Genomic DNA, 16,703 nt, shown 5'->3' with positions numbered 1-16,703 from the left:
CCAGGAGATCCAGCGGTGAACGACATCCGGAACAACTCATCCCGTCATGCCCGCACCCTTGCGCGCTGGTCCCTGCTGGCGAGTCTGCTGGCAGTGGTTGTTATCATGCTCGGTGCCTGGACCCGGCTTGTGGACGCCGGCCTTGGATGCCCTGACTGGCCTGGCTGCTATGGGTTCCTGACCGTGCCCCAGGATGAGGCGCGGATGGCCATTGCCAATGCAAGGTTCCCCGATACCCCGGTAGAAGTAGAGAAAGGCTGGCCGGAGATGATCCACCGTTACGCCGCCGGTATTCTCGGGCTGGTCGTCTTCGGCATGGCCGGATTTGCCTTCCGGCACCGTCGTGAAGGATTACCCTATCGGTTGCCCCTGTTTATCGCCTTTTTCATTGTGCTTCAGGGCGCGTTCGGCATGTGGACAGTTACCCTGAAACTCTGGCCCCAGGTGGTTGCCCTGCACCTGCTGGGGGGCTTTACCACGCTGAGCATGCTTGTCCTGCTGACGCTCCGGCTGCGTGGAACACGACAACAGGCTGATGCGGAGCCCGCGCCTGCCGGACGGAACCGTTTCCGGCCCTGGCTGTATGGTGGCCTCGCGCTGGTGGTCATGCAGATAGCCCTGGGCGCCTGGACCGCCGCCAATTATGCCGCGGTAGCCTGTACTGACCTGCCCACCTGCCAGGGTGAGTGGTGGCCTGCCGACATGGACTTCGCACACGGGTTTGATGTGACCCAACACGTGGGCCCGAACTATCTTGGGGGTCAGCTGACGGCGGACGGACGGGTTGCCATTCATGTTACCCATCGCCTTGGGGCCGTGATTGTACTTGCGTACTTCACGGTGTTTCTGGCATTACTGTGGCGCAGAACCAGACACACACCCATGGTCCGGCATGTGCAGCTGGTAGCCGTGGTGCTGGCAGCGCAGATCGTGCTGGGTCTGGCGAACGTCGTGTTTCACATTCCCCTATCGGTGGCGGTGGCGCACAATGCAATGGGTGCGGGACTGCTGCTGGCAGTAATCAACCTGCTCTGGCGTTTTCACCGGCAGGGTCTGCCGCAGCCAGCGGGCGTAACACATACAACAACAATTGAACGAGAGGTGACGGCATGAGCGAGCGTATTGAGGCGCTGCCGGCGCAGGGCACGACCAGCGGATCCGGTTCCGCAATGATTTCCTGGCGTGACTTTCTGGAGCTGACCAAGCCCACAGTCGTGGCGATGATGATTCTCACCTCGGTCATTGGCATGCTGCTGGCCACTCCGGGCGTGCCGGGCTGGGAGGTGCTGCTCTATGGCAACCTTGGTATTGCCCTGCTGGCGGGCGCAGCTGCCGTGGTGAACCACGTGGTGGACCAGAAAATTGATACGGTGATGGCCCGCACCCGCAAGCGGCCCGTTGCCACCGGAAAGATTTCTCCTCTCGACGCATTGACGTTTGCGACCGTGCTGGCGGTAACCGGCATGGTGGTTCTGCTCTGGCAGGTGAATGCCCTCACCGCCTGGCTTACCCTGGCTTCCCTGGTCGGGTATGCCGGCGTCTATACCCTGTTTCTCAAACGCATGACGCCCCAGAACATCGTGATTGGCGGCCTGGCCGGGGCCATGCCGCCCTTACTGGGCTGGACAGCGGTCACCGGCCAGATTGAAGGGCATGGCCTGTTGCTGGTGCTGATCATCTTTGCCTGGACTCCGCCGCATTTCTGGGCGCTGGCGATCCACCGCAAGGAAGAATACGCCAAGGCAGGTATTCCGATGTTGCCGGTTACCCACGGCAACAAGTACACCGAGCTCCATATCCTGCTGTATACGCTGATGCTGCTTGCGGTAAGCCTGCTGCCGTTTGTTACCGGCATGTCGGGAATGATTTACCTGGTCGGGGCACTGGGGCTTGGTCTGCGGTTCCTGCAATACGCCGTGCGCCTGCTCAGGGGCGATGATCGCCGGGTAGCACTGAACACCTTCAAATACTCCATCACCTACCTGATGGCACTTTTTGTGGTGTTGCTTGTCGATCACTTTGTATATTTCTGATTGCTGATTTACCGGAGATTTCATGGACCGTTCGATTCGCCTGACGCTGATCACCCTGCTGCTGGTTATCATGTTGATCTTCGGTCTGGTGGTCGGTCGTCAGGTGCTGGTGATTGGCAACGAGGAGCCCGCTCCGGCTCCGGAGCTCAGTGAGATCAACGCCTACGTCTACGAGCAGGGCCGTGAGCTTGCCAATTTCGAACTGGTCGACGAACACGGCAAAACGGTGACCCGGGAAAGCTTGCGCGGACAGTGGACGTTTGCCTTTGTAGGCTACACCAACTGCCCGGATATCTGCCCTGCCGCCATGGCAAGCCTGCGCAGAACCAATAACCTGCTGCCTGACCATCTGCCCCAGCCGGAATTTCTGCTTATCACCGCCGATCCTGAGCACGATACGCCAGAAAAACTGCGGGATTACGTGGGTTTTTTCGGGGATGACTTTCACGGCCTGACCGGCGACATAGAAACTCTGAGGGCGCTGGCTCGCAGCATGAATGCGGTGTTCTCGCACCGGCAGGTGGACGGTGAGCTGCTGGTGGACCACAGTGGTCATTTTACCCTGATCAATCCGGAAGGCGAAATGACGGCCGTGCTGCAACCGCCCCACAACCCTGAAAACCTGGTCAAGGCTTACGAAAAGATTTACCAGTGGGCCCGGGCCAATCATCCGCGGGCCTCACAATCCTGATGGGTCGACGGGCTGCGCCTTAAGTCACACTGACTTCCTGCTTTCGATGGCTTAAACTGCACGGTTTTCGCCAGAGGCCCTGTCATGCCGAATTCCAGCCAGTCCTCTACAGCTCCCCGGGAAATCTTCGCGGTGCTGGCCGCAGGGGCCATCCTGTTGTTGGTAACCCACGGCCTGGGCCGCTTTATCTACACGCCTTTGCTGCCCTACCTCGTGGACGATGGCCAGATTACAGCCGCCCAGGGAGCTTCGGTGGCCACCTGGAACTATCTTGGCTATCTGCTGGGCGCCCTGCTGGCCATCCGGTGGCATACCATCAGTCATATCCGAATACTGTTACCGACCGCCCTGGTGGTGCATCTGCTGACGACCCTGGCCATGGCGCAGACCGATCATCTGGCGGTCATGGCCACCGCGCGCCTGTTCAATGGAGTCGCCAACGGCATTGTATTTGTACAGGCGCCAGCCCTGATCCTGGAATGGCTGGTGCGACGCAACCGGGTCACCCTCAGTGGGCATATGTACATCGGCGTGGGCCTGGGCCTGCTGTTGTCCAGTGGTCTCGTCAGCTTCAGTGCAGGCTGGCTGGAAGGCAGTGAGCGCTGGTGGCCTGCATTGATCCTGTCAGTTCCCCTGGCCTGGTGGGCTACCGCGCGCTTGCTCAGACTCGAGGTGCCCGTGCAGGGTGAGGGCAAGAAGGGCGAAGGTAAAAAAGCCCCGGCAAAGTCTCCGTTGTTTGACCGCGCCAGCATACCCCTGTTTCTCTCCTATGCCGGCGCCGGGCTGGGCTACATCCTGCCCATGACCTTCCTGCCCTTGCTTGCCAAGGATCAGTTGCCTGCCGGGCACTGGTTACTGGACGGCGCCTGGTTCGTGGCTGCGGTGGTCACGATATTTTCGCCAGCGCTGTGGAACCGTCTTGGCGCAAAACTGGGTGATTTACCGGCGTTAAGGCTGAACTTCATCATCCAGCTTGCCGGCGTACTGGCAGCCGTGATCCTGCCCGGTGCAATTGGCCTGGTTCTCTGCGCGGTTCTGGTTGGCATTACTTTCGTAGGCACGGTGATGCTTACCCAGCGCATAGGTCGCGCCCTGCATCCCCACCAGGGCCCACGACTGTCGGCGGCGATGGTATCGCTGTATGGGTTCACCCAGATGGCCGGTCCCTGGCTCACCAAGCAATGGCTGGAAGCGGGCGGAACCCTGACCACGGCCTTTGGTATCGGGGTTGCGGCGCTGGCATTTGGTCTGGTGTTTCTGTTTTTTGTTCCGGCACCTGGCACGTGGCAGCCCTCTCAAGACTGACAGTTTCGGGGGCAGGAGCGGGGTGGCGGGATTATTTTCCCTGGGAATGGAACTCGCTGCGCTCAGACACCCATTCCTGGCGGAAAATAATCCCACCACCCCACTCTCAGGTAACTGGCAGTTGTCGCGACGATCAAGATAGGGGCATGATTCCCCCGTGCAACACAGAGCCAGACCGTAGTACGCTCTCTCGAAACCACCGGGTTACCTAAGGGCGTGGGGGCGTTTGTTTTTCAAGTGGAAAATGAACTCGCTTCGCTCAAACACCATTTTCTGTTTGAAAAACAAACGCCCCCACGCCCTTAGGTAACCCGACCAGTCTTGACCAAAGCCAAAAGCAAAAAAAAGCCAAACAATGCTCCCAATCAACCAGATAATTCCGGATCTCCTGCAAACACTGGAGTCCGAAACAACGGTCCTGCTCCAGGCCCCGCCGGGTGCCGGTAAAACCACCAGGGTGCCGCTGGCGTTATTGGAGGCACCGTGGCGGCAGGGTCGCAGGATTCTGATGCTGGAACCGAGACGGCTGGCGGCCCGGTCGGCGGCACGGTATATGGCCGGCCAGATGGGGGAGAAACCGGGCCAGACGGTGGGTTATCGGACGCGGCTGGATACGCGGGTGAGTTCGGCTACTGTGATCGAGGTGGTAACGGAAGGGATTCTGACGCGGTTGATCCAGAACGACCCGGCATTGGAGGCCTACGCTGCGGTTATTTTCGACGAATTTCATGAACGTTCGCTTCAGGCTGACCTTGGCCTGGCGCTGGTGCGGGAATCCCGTCAGGCGTTGCGGGAGGATCTGCGGGTGATCGTGATGTCGGCTACGCTGGATACCGCACCCATTGCCCGTTTGCTGGGTGATGTCCCGGTGCTGACCAGTGAGGGCCGGGCGTTTCCGGTAGAGGTGGCTTACCGGCCGTTGCCGCGCAATGGCCGGGTGGTGGATCAGGTGGTGGCAGTGATTCACGAAGCGCTGGCGGATCAGCGCGGGTCGCTGCTGGTGTTCCTGCCCGGTGCCGGGGAGATCCGCCGGGTGGAGAGGCAGCTTCAGGGGCAGGTGGCTGGTGATGTGATACTGGCACCGCTCTACGGCAACCTGAAGAATGAAGAACAGGACCGGGCCATTTCACCGGCCCCCGCGGGTCATCGCAAGGTGGTATTGGCCACCGCCATTGCCGAATCCAGCCTGACCATCGAGGGCATACGGGTGGTCATCGACAGTGGCCAGCAGCGCCGGGCGCTGTTCGATGCCAATAGTGGCATGACGCGACTGGTGACCGGTTGGGTGTCAAAGGCCTCGGCGGAACAGCGCAAGGGCCGGGCCGGCCGGATTGAGCCCGGTGTCTGTTACCGGCTTTGGAGCGAGGCCGCTCAGTTTGGCCTGGCGGAATTTACCCCGCCGGAAATACAACAGGCGGATCTCGCCCCTCTGGTGCTGGAACTGGCGCAATGGGGTGCCCGGTCCCCGGCGCAGCTGGACTGGATCGATCCGCCTCCGGCAGCGCACTGGCAGCAGGCGGTAGAGTTGCTGCAATGGCTGGACATGCTGAATGCCGACGGTGCTATCACCGGACATGGCAAGACGGTTCGGGATATGGGGGTGCATCCCCGACTGGCCCATATGATCCTCCGGGGCTGTGAGATCGGCCATGGTTACCTTGCGGCAGAGCTTGCGGCTTTGCTGGAGGAGCGGGACCTGGCCGGTCGGTCGGCCGGGGCTGATATGCAGGAACGGGTCCGGATACTGCGGGGCGAGGGCCCCAAACACGGTGTTGATGCCGGCAGGGTGCAGGCCATTGCCAGGGCTGTGTCGCGACTGGCTGGTAATCTGCAGCGGCCGCGCGCGATACCAACGGATGACGAGGTGGGCCGCCTGCTTGCCCTGGCCTACCCGGACCGGGTGGCCCGCAGGCGGCCCGGTGACGCTCCCAGGTATCAGCTCAGTAACGGCAGGGGCGCCGCGCTTCGGGACGGCGACGCACTGGCGCGACACCCATGGCTGGCGACGGCGGAACTGGATGGCAAGGCCAGGGAGGCTACAATCTATCTCGCGGCACCGGTCGATCCTGCGCTGCTGGAACAGGACCTGGCGAATCACATCCATGAAGAGGACGAAGCGGTCTGGGACGACAGGCGTGGCACGGTGGTTGCCCGCCGCGTCAGAAAGCTGGGACAGCTGGTGCTGGAAGAAACCGCCTTGCCGGCGCCATCCCCGGAACTGATGCAACAGGGGCTGCTGGCGGCCGTGCGCAAAAAAGGCCTCAATAGCCTGCCCTGGACGCCAGCCGCGGAACAGTGGGTGGCCAGGGTTGGCCTGCTGTCCCGATGCTTTCCCGAGGACTGGCCGGTTATCCATGAGCGTTGGCTGGCAGACAACCTGGAAACCTGGCTCGGGCCGTTCCTGGCGGGAATGAACCGCTGGACTGACCTGAACAAGCTTAACCTGGCCCAGGCCCTTGCGGGCCTGCTGGATTACCGGCAACAGCAGGCGCTGGAAGATCTGGCGCCGACACGCCTGACCATCCCGGCCGGCCAGTCCGTGACGCTGGATTACACCGCAGACAACGGGCCGGTACTGGCCGCCAAGCTCCAGGCTCTATTCGGCTGGACCAGCACCCCCACTGTTGCCGGCGGCCGGGTGCCGGTGGTTATCCACCTGCTGTCCCCCGCGCAGCGCCCCCTGGCGGTCACCGCGGATCTCGCCAGCTTCTGGCGCAATGCCTACCCGGAGGTGCGCAAGGACATGCGCGGCCGCTACCCGAAACACCCCTGGCCGGAAGATCCGCTTACCGCCGAGGCGAGTCAGCGAACTAAAAAACGCCCTGCTCGTTGATCCTGCCCGTCACCAGGGATGCCGGTATGGTTTCGAAATAGATGTTCCGTGGTGTAATCCAGTCACCCGCTGGCGCGTGTAATTCGCTGACCGGCATTTCTTCAAGAGACACGTCACTGGTGGCCTGATCGCTGTGCCTGAAGCTGTCTCCCAGCACCCAGAAAGGCTTGTGGTGGGCACGGGCAGCCAGGGCGAGCAGGCGGGTTCCACTCTTGTTGACGAAATGCCCATCCGCCAGCCAGGTATCGCAACCGCTGACCACCACATCCGCCCGGGGAACAAACAGCGCCATCTGGGCATCGGTAATGAGGGTGACCGGCACGCCAAGATCGTCAAGCGCCAGTGCCAGCTGGTGTCCCTCCATGCCGGGACTGCTCTGGGTGCAGATGACACAAAACCGGTGCTGCTCCCTGGCGAGCAAACGGAACAGCCCCAACACCGCTGAGCTGGCGCTGTGGGTCATGATCACGGCATTGGCGGGAATCTGCTGACGCGCGTGCTCAGCGATGGCGATACTGGCGTTTTCCAGCTCGCGGGTGACCTGGTCAACCGACGCCAGTGGGGTGTCACCATCCTCCAGCGCCGATTCCACCCTTGCCATGGCGTTGCCAATCACGATCATGCTGGGGCGAGCTTTACGGAGCTCCGCGAGCAGACCCTTAAGTTCCTCCGCGGCGGGATCTGTCGCCTCCACACAGGCCGCCAGCTCCCTGAGTGTATTCAGTGCCAGCTCAGTGGCGCCGGATTGGTGATCGTCCCGGAGCCTGTTCAGGAGTTTCTTTGCACTGTCGTCAAAACCGGCCATTGTCGCCACTCCCTGCCGTTCAAAACCCAAGGGTAGCAGCGAGCGCACCGGTTGTCCGCGGAGCTCAGTCAATCACCGTGCGGCTGGTTTCCAGGTAGCTTTCACCGTAGTTGGTAACCCCCTGGGAATCGGCGCTTTCTGAGGCCAGGTGGACTTCTTCCAGGGTAACCGCGAGCTGATCAAACTCCTTGTTAATGACACCAAGCGCATTTTCCAGGGTATAAGTGAGCTGATGAACTTCGTTCATGGCCTCCGGAGTCAGTTCTCCTTCCAGGATCTTCTCCAGCTTCTTGTTGTACTCCGAGAAATTGGCCACAGCTTCTTGCAGATTGGCTGACTCCTTGCCTTCGAAGTGCTCAACGTCATCGGCAAACGAGGCCAACGGCAAAGCCAGGACAGCACAGGTAAACAGCGCCATGGTTTGTTTTCTCATAACGTTCTCTCCTATTCGATATCACTAATGATAATAGTTCGCGTTCAAGGTTAGGGTAAGTTTGTTCTGGTGGCAATGATTTCTGTCAGTTTTTACTTTGGGCATTTGGCATTTGGCATTGGCTTGGGGCAAGACTGGGGATTTTGGTGGGGATTGGGGTGGTAGGGGTATTTTATTTTTCAATAAAGAAAATGGTGTCTGAGCGAAGCGAGTTCATTTTCATTTGAAAAATTAAACACCCCCATAGCCGTCCCCCAACCCATCAAGTCTTAACAGCCCAATAAATATTGCAACAAAGAAAAACCCGTATAAAATGCGACCAACTCAACCACGCACCGACCCACATGAAACTGGTTTCCTTCGATATTTTCCGCACCCTGGGTTTCCCGGACACCAAAATCCTCAAGCCCGAACAGTTCCTGGCCCACAAGGAACTCCTCAAAGAAGCAGACTGGGTTCTGTTTCCGGAGTACTGGCAGTTGAACGCGCTGGTTTACGGTCTTAAGTGCCGAGTGTTCCCCAGCCTTGCCAGTTACCGCATCGGCCACGACAAGGTCGAGATGACCCGCGCCTTCCAGGTGGTAGCTCCGGAGCACACCCCGTGGACATTGATTGAGGCCAACGGCCCCGAGGAACGACAGGCGGTTTGGGATGCCATGGTGCTGCCGTTCGTGGCCAAGTTACCGAAGGCGAGTATGGGCGAAGGGGTCTGGCTGATCGAGAACCGGGCCGATTGGCAGCGTTACTGTGAGCGGACCAGTGTTCTATATGCCCAGGAATACCTGCCGATTGACCGGGATGTGCGGGTGGTGATTGTCGGGGACCAGGTGGTGTCTGCCTACTGGCGGACGCAGGCGGACCAGGGGTTCTACAATAACGTGTCCCAGGGCGGACGCATTGATAACGGACCGGTGCCGCCGGTGGTAACGGATCTGGCGTTGCGGCTGGCACGGGACCTCGGTGTGGATCATGCCGGTTTCGACATTGCCCTGGTGGAAGGTCACCCCTACGTACTGGAGTTCAACCGGTTGTTCGGAAACCAGGGGCTGGGGAAAGGCAGTGATCTGAAAACGGCGATTCTGGACTACCTGCAGCAACACGCCGAGCCGGAAGATCCTGACGGGCCCACCGGGCCGGCGCCATTATGGCCGATAGCGGTGTGATTCCGGCTTGCGTTTCTGTCTCGCCATAGCGGCTGGGATTTATGGGTAGATATGCTCATATCCGGGCCTGAGGAAAAGCCCGATGATCGCGCAAAATCACCGGGGACCACCATCCATGACCGAGTCTGCCAACGCCATCATCGCTGATTACTACGACGCCGAGACCTTTGCCCGTATCAAGGCGTTTGCCGATACCAGGGAAACGCCCTGCGTAGTCATCGACACCGCCACCATCGACCGTCAGTACGACGAACTGGTGGAAGGCTTTCCCTATGCCAACGTCTACTATGCGGTAAAGGCCAACCCGGCCCCGCAGGTATTGACGATGTTGCGCGACAAGGGGGCCAGCTTTGATATTGCCTCTGTGTATGAACTCGAAAAAGTCATGGGCCTCGGTGTGACCGGTGAGCGCATCAGCTACGGCAACACCATCAAGAAAGCCAGGGACATCCGCACGTTCTATGAAAAGGGCGTGCGCCTGTTTGCTACTGACTCCGAAGCAGACCTGCGCAACATCGCCAAGGCGGCGCCGGGTTCGAGGGTGTATGTGCGTATCCTCACCGAAGGCACCCTGACGGCTGACTGGCCCCTGTCACGCAAGTTCGGCTGCCAGACCGACATGGCCATGGACCTGCTGATCCTGGCCCGCGACCTGGGCCTGGTGCCTTACGGTGTTTCGTTTCACGTGGGTTCCCAGCAACGGGAAATCGGCGCCTGGGATGCGGCTCTGGGCAAGGTCAAGGTGATTTTCGAGCGCCTGAAGGAAGAAGACGGCATCGAGCTGAAGATGATCAACATGGGCGGTGGTTTCCCGGCCAACTACATCACCCGTACCAACGACCTGAAAACCTACGCCGAGGAAATTCACCGTTTCCTGCGTGAGGATTTCGGGGATACCCTGCCTGAAATTATCATCGAGCCCGGCCGTTCCCTGATTTCAAATGCGGGCGTTCTGATCAGCGAAGTGGTACTGATTTCAAGGAAGTCGCGCACGGCATTGCATCGCTGGGTATTCACCGATGTAGGTAAATTCGGTGGCCTGATCGAGACTCTGGACGAGTCCATCAAGTTCCCGATTTACACTGAAAAATCCGGTGAAGGCGAAGACTGTGTGATCGCCGGTCCAACCTGTGACAGTGCAGACATTATGTACGAGCATCACAAGTACCCGCTGCCATTGAACCTGGCCATTGGTGACAGGATGTACTGGCTGTCTACAGGCGCCTACACAACGACCTACAGCGCCATAGAGTTCAACGGCTTCCCCCCGCTAAAGGATTATTATATCTAAGCCGGCGATAAGGACGTGGGGAGGGGGTAAGTTTTCCGCCAGAAATGGGTGTCTGAGCGCAGCGAGTTCCATTTCCAAGGAAAACTTACCCCCTCCCCGCGGCCCGGCAAAGCGTAGATCAATGGCACCAAAAAGGGTCAACCTTGGGCGTCGCTCTTTTGTCGTCTCAGGTCCAGGGTAAAGGTCAGCGGAAGGACCAGTAAGGAGTAGGCAATGATGAAGAATATGGCGTAGCGGGCGTCATTGCCCCAGTCAGCCAGTAATCCTCCGATCATTGGAACCGAAAAAGCCATCGTGTAGCCGACCAGAAAATTGCCCGCTGACAGTCGACCGGTTTCCCGGGATTCCACCAGTACCGGCGGTAATGCCACCAGTAAAATCAGCAGAATACCGGCTGTAAGACTCATAAAGGTCGCACTGGCGATGGCCCACCAGCCGGTAAAAAACAGTGTGCCAACTGTGCCAATAATGCTACAGCTGGCGGTCACGATAATGGGAAATTTCCGGCCCACCCAGTATCTGGCCATTTTCAACATTATCAGGGACGCGATCACCTGGGCAAAGTTGTACCAGAACAGGGCATCCGCCAGCATTTCAAAGTTGCCCTGCTGTTCCAGAAGATTGCCCATATAGGCGTTGAGGCCGAAGAACATGGAGCCGGACAGGCCCAGTAAGAGGCCGATTCTCAGGGTGAGCGGGTTTTTCCAGTCCGGTAACCATGAAGGTTTTCGTACCGGCCGTGACATTTCCCGCCGCGGCAGGAACAGGGCTGCGGCTACCAGTAAGCCGGGCAGGGACCAGGCCAGCAGAGTGGCTCGCCAGCTGTCATCCATTAATGGCATCAGCACCGGCAGGGTGATGCCGGCGCCGATGAATTCGCCCATCAGCATGCCGTTCATGTAGATGGCGGAGCCGATGGCGAGGTGATGCGGTTCCAGCCACCTCGGCAACAGGGCAGGCAGGGAGGGCTGCATCATCGCAATCCCCAGGCCCATGACGGCGCTGGTCAGCATCAGGGTGACGGTGTCCGGGGAGAGCCCGCGACCGGCGGAGCCTGCAACCATGATCACCATCGCCAGCGCCAGGGTATTCCTCGGCCCCATCCGTGCGATTGCCAGGGAGCCGGGCATGGAGCCGACGGCCAGCATCAGGATCGGCAGGGTGGTGAGTGCCCCCGTCAGCGCCTGGGAGAGCCCGAGTTCATCGCTGATAAACGGGGCCAGGGGCGGTGCCACCAGCACCGGTATGCGAAGGTAAACACCCGCCAGCCAAAGCAACACCGCCACCGGGAGCAGTTTGGCTGCCGGTGGCGGTGTTGTGTCCTGTGAAGCGTCAGCCACGGAGGCCGGGCTTAAACGTCGCTGGTGTCCAGAATGTAAGCGCCGTCCTTGTCATGGACTTCACGACCGGTGACGGGTGGGTTGAAGGCGCAGATCAGGCGCATGTCTTCGGTACCGCCGCGGAGCGTGTGGGGGTCGTTCTTGTCCAGAGCGTACAGGGTACCGTCGGAAATCTCGTGGGTTTCCCCCGTCGCCTTATCGAGAATGGTGCCGTTGCCGGCGACGCAGTAAACCGCTTCCAGATGGTTTTTATACCAGAGATTCAGTTCGGCCCCTGCCGGGATAATGGTCTCGTGAAACGAAAAGCCCATACCATCCTTTTTAAGCAGCATGCGGCGGCTGGTCCAGCCCGGCCCGGTTACTTCGCGCTCGGTGCCGATGATGTCCTCAACTCTTACAATCTTCATACTTATCCCTCGTTGTTTATGGAGCAGTTCTACAGTATACACATCCCGGTCAGGTTCGGTTCAACCGCCAATTGTCGTAGGCACTCATGGCCTGCTCAATGGCAGCGGTCAATGCCAGCCGCGTCTTGTCATCCAGGGCGCGCTGTTTACGGCAACGTTCAAAGGCCCGGTGGATGACCTGGCGGTTGGCCCTGTCCAGGTGCTCCAGCCAGTGGTTGTCCGCCGGTGCCAGATCCAGAAGTTCGCGACCGGCGTGATTGCGATGGCTGATATGCCACCAGTGATTTATTGCTCTACCTAATACAACATAGCCGAATTGGCTGTCCTGTACAGGGCCGAAGGTGGCGGTTCGGAGCCCGTTGGCCAGTACCCCGGTGTTGAGCACCGGCAGTGTCAGCCGGTCACCGTAAAAATAGCTGCCCGCGGCGCCAATCAATCCGCCCACCAGTGCACCAGCGCCGAAGGAGTGCCCCAGGGTCAGTGCATCCACCCCGGCTCCGCCTACGGCGCCGGCCCCGAAGCCGGCGGTTGCCAGGTAGCGGCGGTTCACGCCCCAGGCCTTGCGACTGTCTTCGCTGAACAGGTCGTGCTCGCTGTGCCACTCAAGCTCCGCTTCCTGGCGCTCCACCCGGTGGTGCTCATAGAGTCTTTCGATGGCGATCCGCAGGTGCTGTTCGCGCTTTCTCTGGTGGTGGTACCAGCTGGTTCGCAGTTGCCCGGCCAGCTCTTCGTCGGAGAGTTCGCTGGTCTGGAGTGTGGTCAGTGTGCGCTTCTCACGGAACGACATCATGTCTTCCAGGGTACGGCCAATCAGAGCGGCTGCCTGGGCCAGGCGCTGCCGTCGCTGGGCCAAAAGGAAGGCCGTTGCCTGCTCCAGTGGCTGTTCCCAGTCCGGCTCCAGCTGGCCAAAGGCGCGTAAAAGACTGATATGTTGCTCAAACGGAGCACTAACTGCATCGAATTTGCGCACAACCTGGAAGAACTGGCCGAGCGCCCGTACCCAGGTGTCACTGTAATCATCCTCGCCAATGCTGTTGATCAGTGCCAGGCTCGGCCGTCCCGTCCAGCGCAGAATGGTCATTTCGGCCTCATGCTGGGCACTGTAGGGCACAGAGCCGTCAACCACGTAGATGATTCCTGCGCCCTCGGTCAGTGGTGTCAGCAATTCACACTCGTCCGTGAATCCGCCATCGTCACGGTGCTGTACCACGAATGCCCGAACTGTTTCTGCCCTGTCCGAAGCCGATACACTGTGGGCTTCCAGCCATTCCAGAACCCGGCGCGGGCGCTGGAAGCCGGGGGTATCCACCAGGGTGTACAGGGTCTTGCCATCCACCGTCAGCGGGTATTCCTGGCGCTGACGGGTAGTTCCGGGTTCCAGGGCGATGGCGATGGCATCGTTCTGGGACAGGGTGGCCACAATGCTGGATTTTCCCTTGTTGGGATGGCCAACCACGGCAAAAACGGGGGCGGTCATTGGCGGTACTCGTCTTGCAGGGCGCGGTGTATCCGGGTTTCCGGTGAGATCATTTGCGGCGTGCTGACAACGATGCGGCTGTCTGCGGATCTTTCCGCAAAGCGCAGCCATTGGCTGAGCTGGTGGTCCGGTGGTGGCTGGTCCGGCCCTGCGGCCATGGGCACCAGCGCAATAAGGGTGGTTGCCGGCCAGGCTTTGCGGGCCTCGCGCAGGAAGTCCGCCAGTTCACCGGTGGGTGGCTCCCAGCTGCGGGTGATCACCAGGGCAGCAGGATTGCTGGCAGCACCGGCCAGCACCTGTCGGGCTGTCTGGATGACGCCGTTGTCATGGGCCAGGGAGGCGTTGCCGCCTGCAGCAAGAAGGTCCCGGTATCCGGCTGCCAAAGCGTCAGGGAGTTCCGGTTCGCCGACACCTGCCCAGCGGATGAGAACCTGTCCCGCGGGCAGCGGGTGCAGTTGCGCCGAGGTGCTGACGTCTGGCTGGTCTGCGGCGTCATTATGGCGGTTGCCGGTATCCAGTGTCGGGGTTTCCATGCGGTATTGCAGGGCGATCATGCCCGGGTGCCTTGCCAGTTCCCGGCGCGCACGGATGCCGGGATGGATGGCCGCCACCGCCAGCAGTACCACCCGGGGCAGGATGACATAGGTGATCCACACCATGGTCACAAAGGGCCACCAACGGCCCCAGAGCGCGGGATTATCGGTGCCATCCGTCTGGTTGCGGAAAAAACGGGTGGCGTTGACCAGCTCCCTGTCCGGAAACGCTGCCGGCCACAGGTTCTGCCAGGGCGTGGCCAGTGTCGCCAGCAGTTCATAATAGCTGTCTGCGCCGGTGTTGAGGGTGGTGCTCCAGCCAAAGGCAAGATCCTGTATCACCACCAGCACAAGTAAGGTCCCCAGCCCGGCCACGCCAAACATCAGTCCCCCGGTGTGGGCGGCCCGGGCCATCAGCATGGGTTGCAGGGGGCGGAGCGCATCCGGAGGACTGCCGCGGAAAAGTTTCCTCAGCAGCCACTGCCAGGGCTGCCAGCCGGCAAAGGCCTGCACCGTGGTAATCGCAGCCAGCAGGCACTGCAGCAGCACGAACGCCAGAATGACAGTGAGGTTGATTCTCTGGCCGCCGTCGTAAAACAGCAGCCCCAGCATGGCCAGTACGCCAGTGATCAGGCCCGCAAGTGCAAAGCCTGTGGTCAGGTGCCGCCAGCGGCGCAAGGGGTCGTCGGCGGCCACTGGCACGCGCAGTCTGCGAACATGCTGGAGCCACCGATCCGGATCAGGTGTCAGGCTGTTATCACGGCAGTCCAGGGCGAAACGGCGGTCCCGCCGGTGGAGGAACGCCGGCGACTGGTCGCTGTCACGCCGGACCTGTCTGTCGAACTCCAATAATCGTCGAATGGCGCTGTCTGGCATTGATTATCCTGGTGATCCGGGCGGTGAGAGCTTCTCCGGAATGCTAGGATAAGGGTATCCCATAATTCGGTGCCAGACATACCATGACCAACCATCTCATGAACCTCCGTCATGTTCCCGATGACGAGGCCGACGAAATCCGTGAACTGTTTGAAGCACACGATGTGCCCTACTACGAAACCCCACCCAGCCGTTGGGGCATCAGTATGGGCGGTTTTTGGGTTCATGATGACGATGAGGCCCGCCGCGCCAGGGAGTTGCTGGAAAATTATCAGCGCGAGCGATGGCAGCGTCAGCGTGAGATCTACGAGCAGGACCTGGCGGCGGGGCGCACAGGCGGAATCTGGTATCGGTTGCGGCAGAAACCGGTCAAGACCATTGCAGCCTGCCTCGCTATTCTGGTCATTCTGGCGCTGAGCATCGCTCCTTTCCTATCACTCTGATGGTTACTCGCTGACTGTCACCCGCTGATTCCCGCCCTGATCGCTCCCCTGATTGGCCCTGCTGTGCCGAACCAGAAAGTCTGTGGCTTTTTCAACGGCGTTACCGGCAGTGAGGAAGCTGGTGATATGGCCGCGCAGATGCATCAGGTACAGTTCGCTCTCCACGCCATGATCGGTCAGGCTGGCGCGGAACTCCCTGGCCTGGCTGACGGGAACCAGCATGTCCTGTGCGCCGTGGAACAGAAAGAACGGCGGCGCGCCAGCGGTGACGTGGGTAATCGGAGAGGCAGCCCGGTAGATACCGGGAATGTCCTGCTGTTCGCCATCAAGAAACTGGCGGATCAGCTTTCCCGAACCGAAGGCTCGGAGATCGCTGGGCAACCCGCCGGCGACAACCGCCACGGGGCGGGCATGCTTCCCACCGTGGGGCTGGTTTAACGGGTGCCGGGATTCTGCGACCAGGGCCATCAGGCTGGCCAGGTGGGCGCCGGAGGAGAACCCGAACGCACTGATGGCATTCGGGTCCAGGTCGTAGGCGTCGGCATGGTTGTGAAGCCAGTTCATGGCCACCTGCAGATCATACAGCTGCGCCGGGAAGGTATGCTCCGGTGCAAACCGGTAGTCGATGTTCATCACTGCAAAACCGCGGGCTGCAAGGTGCTCGGCAATCCACGTCATATCTTCCCGGGAGCGCCTTTCCCAGCCACCGCCATGCACCAGCAACACAGCCGGCAAGGGCGTGTGGCTTCCGGGCAGGTAAAGATCCGCCTGCAGGGCCTGGGGCCAGCCGTCCGGCGTGAAGGTGATGGCGGTCCGGGTACTGAAGCTGGTTTCGGGCGCTGATACGGCCTGCTCCGGTGCGTTCTGGTGAGACGCGCAGGCGGCCAGCAGGAGCGCTACGACAATCGGGGCCAGCAAACGTGGGGGGCTCATCGGTTCTCCGTCAGATTGAATGTTTTGCCATGTTATTACGACCAGGGCACATCAGCGGATGCCAACGGCAAGTATATGTCCGGAAAGTCAGACGGTGTCCGGATAGCAATACAGATAGCTGAAACATCGCCATTACCCAG

At 60.4% G+C, this 16,703-nt stretch carries 15 protein-coding genes; 8 read left to right on the top strand and 7 right to left on the bottom strand.

From position 1 onward, the window contains the following. Nucleotides 1-15: 15 nt before the first annotated feature. The 5 genes from DIT71_RS05330 (at nucleotide 16) to hrpB (ending at nucleotide 6,862) form a co-directional block, all read left to right on the top strand. Nucleotides 16-1,113 carry a COX15/CtaA family protein gene (locus tag DIT71_RS05330; protein ID WP_227537957.1) on the top strand — a complete coding sequence of 366 codons (1,098 nt, stop codon included), beginning with the start codon at nucleotides 16-18 and terminating at the stop codon, nucleotides 1,111-1,113. Further along, complete coding sequence (cyoE, locus tag DIT71_RS05325) at nucleotides 1,110-2,033, top strand: heme o synthase (RefSeq protein ID WP_114612165.1); 924 nt, start codon at nucleotides 1,110-1,112, stop codon at nucleotides 2,031-2,033. The genes DIT71_RS05330 and cyoE overlap by 4 nt, the downstream gene beginning before the upstream one ends. 22 nt (nucleotides 2,034-2,055) lie before the next feature. Continuing rightward, a complete protein-coding gene (locus DIT71_RS05320; protein WP_114612164.1) occupies nucleotides 2,056-2,724 on the top strand; it encodes an SCO family protein in 669 nt (222 codons plus the stop codon). Between the two features lie 84 nt (nucleotides 2,725-2,808). Beyond that, on the top strand, nucleotides 2,809-4,029 hold the full coding sequence (locus DIT71_RS05315; RefSeq protein WP_114612163.1) for a YbfB/YjiJ family MFS transporter: 1,221 nt from the start codon (nucleotides 2,809-2,811) through the stop codon (nucleotides 4,027-4,029). 355 nt (nucleotides 4,030-4,384) lie between these two features. Next, nucleotides 4,385-6,862, top strand: coding sequence for an ATP-dependent helicase HrpB (gene hrpB / locus DIT71_RS05310; RefSeq protein ID WP_114612162.1), 2,478 nt, complete (start codon nucleotides 4,385-4,387; stop codon nucleotides 6,860-6,862). On the opposite strand, the gene DIT71_RS05305 is transcribed toward hrpB, so the two are convergent. Together DIT71_RS05305 and DIT71_RS05300 are read right to left on the bottom strand one after the other, a co-directional pair. After that, nucleotides 6,840-7,667 (bottom strand): translation initiation factor eIF-2B, encoded by an 828-nt coding sequence (locus tag DIT71_RS05305; RefSeq protein WP_114612161.1) that lies wholly within the window; start codon nucleotides 7,665-7,667, stop codon nucleotides 6,840-6,842. The two genes, hrpB and DIT71_RS05305, sit on opposite strands and share 23 nt — an antisense overlap. A gap of 64 nt (nucleotides 7,668-7,731) precedes the next feature. Beyond that, nucleotides 7,732-8,100 (bottom strand): DUF6746 family protein, encoded by a 369-nt coding sequence (locus DIT71_RS05300; RefSeq protein WP_227537956.1) that lies wholly within the window; start codon nucleotides 8,098-8,100, stop codon nucleotides 7,732-7,734. Between the two features lie 344 nt (nucleotides 8,101-8,444). On the opposite strand from DIT71_RS05300, the gene DIT71_RS05295 reads away from it, so the two are divergent. Both DIT71_RS05295 and DIT71_RS05290 read left to right on the top strand, forming a co-directional pair. After that, nucleotides 8,445-9,263 carry an ATP-grasp domain-containing protein gene (locus DIT71_RS05295; RefSeq protein ID WP_114612160.1) on the top strand — a complete coding sequence of 273 codons (819 nt, stop codon included), beginning with the start codon at nucleotides 8,445-8,447 and terminating at the stop codon, nucleotides 9,261-9,263. A gap of 115 nt (nucleotides 9,264-9,378) precedes the next feature. Beyond that, on the top strand, nucleotides 9,379-10,554 hold the full coding sequence (locus DIT71_RS05290; RefSeq protein WP_114612159.1) for a type III PLP-dependent enzyme: 1,176 nt from the start codon (nucleotides 9,379-9,381) through the stop codon (nucleotides 10,552-10,554). A 137-nt stretch (nucleotides 10,555-10,691) separates the two neighbouring features. On the opposite strand, the gene DIT71_RS05285 is transcribed toward DIT71_RS05290, so the two are convergent. The 4 genes from DIT71_RS05285 to DIT71_RS05270 are packed head-to-tail and all read right to left on the bottom strand — an operon-like array spanning nucleotide 10,692 to nucleotide 15,187. Next, entirely contained in the window at nucleotides 10,692-11,894 is a 1,203-nt protein-coding gene (locus DIT71_RS05285) for an MFS transporter (RefSeq protein ID WP_114612158.1), read from the bottom strand. 11 nt (nucleotides 11,895-11,905) lie between these two features. Then, on the bottom strand, nucleotides 11,906-12,301 hold the full coding sequence (locus DIT71_RS05280; RefSeq protein ID WP_114612157.1) for an ectoine synthase: 396 nt from the start codon (nucleotides 12,299-12,301) through the stop codon (nucleotides 11,906-11,908). Between the two features lie 49 nt (nucleotides 12,302-12,350). Then, nucleotides 12,351-13,778: a GTPase/DUF3482 domain-containing protein gene (locus DIT71_RS05275; RefSeq protein ID WP_114612156.1), complete on the bottom strand. Its 1,428-nt coding sequence runs from the start codon at nucleotides 13,776-13,778 to the stop codon at nucleotides 12,351-12,353. Next, nucleotides 13,775-15,187: a DUF2868 domain-containing protein gene (locus tag DIT71_RS05270; RefSeq protein ID WP_114612155.1), complete on the bottom strand. Its 1,413-nt coding sequence runs from the start codon at nucleotides 15,185-15,187 to the stop codon at nucleotides 13,775-13,777. Before DIT71_RS05270 ends, DIT71_RS05275 begins: the two co-directional genes overlap by 4 nt. Nucleotides 15,188-15,270: 83 nt before the next feature. Between DIT71_RS05270 and DIT71_RS05265 the strand changes: the two genes are divergently transcribed. Next, nucleotides 15,271-15,630 carry a DUF6164 family protein gene (locus tag DIT71_RS05265; RefSeq protein ID WP_114612154.1) on the top strand — a complete coding sequence of 120 codons (360 nt, stop codon included), beginning with the start codon at nucleotides 15,271-15,273 and terminating at the stop codon, nucleotides 15,628-15,630. Nucleotides 15,631-15,633: 3 nt separating this feature from the next. Here DIT71_RS05265 and DIT71_RS05260 read toward each other — a convergent pair whose 3' ends face one another. Beyond that, nucleotides 15,634-16,563: an alpha/beta hydrolase gene (locus tag DIT71_RS05260; RefSeq protein WP_114612153.1), complete on the bottom strand. Its 930-nt coding sequence runs from the start codon at nucleotides 16,561-16,563 to the stop codon at nucleotides 15,634-15,636. Between the last annotated feature and the right edge of the window lie 140 nt (nucleotides 16,564-16,703).

This window comes from Marinobacter vulgaris, assembly GCF_003344045.1.
Classification (GTDB): Bacteria; Pseudomonadota; Gammaproteobacteria; order Pseudomonadales; family Oleiphilaceae; genus Marinobacter; species Marinobacter vulgaris.
Note: the sequence above shows the minus strand (reverse complement) of the source record. Positions and strands in the feature narration are given on the sequence as shown.

Excerpts from the sequence above, each read along its gene's own strand:
- cyoE (WP_114612165.1), top strand. The coding sequence starts at position 1,110 with ATGAGCGAGCGTATTGAGGCGCTGCCGGCGCAGGGCACGACCAGCGGA.
- DIT71_RS05320 (WP_114612164.1), top strand. The coding sequence starts at position 2,056 with ATGGACCGTTCGATTCGCCTGACGCTGATCACCCTGCTGCTGGTTATC.
- DIT71_RS05315 (WP_114612163.1), top strand. The coding sequence starts at position 2,809 with ATGCCGAATTCCAGCCAGTCCTCTACAGCTCCCCGGGAAATCTTCGCG.
- hrpB (WP_114612162.1), top strand. The coding sequence starts at position 4,385 with ATGCTCCCAATCAACCAGATAATTCCGGATCTCCTGCAAACACTGGAG.
- DIT71_RS05305 (WP_114612161.1), bottom strand. The coding sequence starts at position 7,667 with ATGGCCGGTTTTGACGACAGTGCAAAGAAACTCCTGAACAGGCTCCGG.
- DIT71_RS05300 (WP_227537956.1), bottom strand. The coding sequence starts at position 8,100 with ATGAGAAAACAAACCATGGCGCTGTTTACCTGTGCTGTCCTGGCTTTG.
- DIT71_RS05295 (WP_114612160.1), top strand. The coding sequence starts at position 8,445 with ATGAAACTGGTTTCCTTCGATATTTTCCGCACCCTGGGTTTCCCGGAC.
- DIT71_RS05290 (WP_114612159.1), top strand. The coding sequence starts at position 9,379 with ATGACCGAGTCTGCCAACGCCATCATCGCTGATTACTACGACGCCGAG.
- DIT71_RS05280 (WP_114612157.1), bottom strand. The coding sequence starts at position 12,301 with ATGAAGATTGTAAGAGTTGAGGACATCATCGGCACCGAGCGCGAAGTA.
- DIT71_RS05275 (WP_114612156.1), bottom strand. The coding sequence starts at position 13,778 with ATGACCGCCCCCGTTTTTGCCGTGGTTGGCCATCCCAACAAGGGAAAA.
- DIT71_RS05270 (WP_114612155.1), bottom strand. The coding sequence starts at position 15,187 with ATGCCAGACAGCGCCATTCGACGATTATTGGAGTTCGACAGACAGGTC.
- DIT71_RS05265 (WP_114612154.1), top strand. The coding sequence starts at position 15,271 with ATGACCAACCATCTCATGAACCTCCGTCATGTTCCCGATGACGAGGCC.
- DIT71_RS05260 (WP_114612153.1), bottom strand. The coding sequence starts at position 16,563 with ATGAGCCCCCCACGTTTGCTGGCCCCGATTGTCGTAGCGCTCCTGCTG.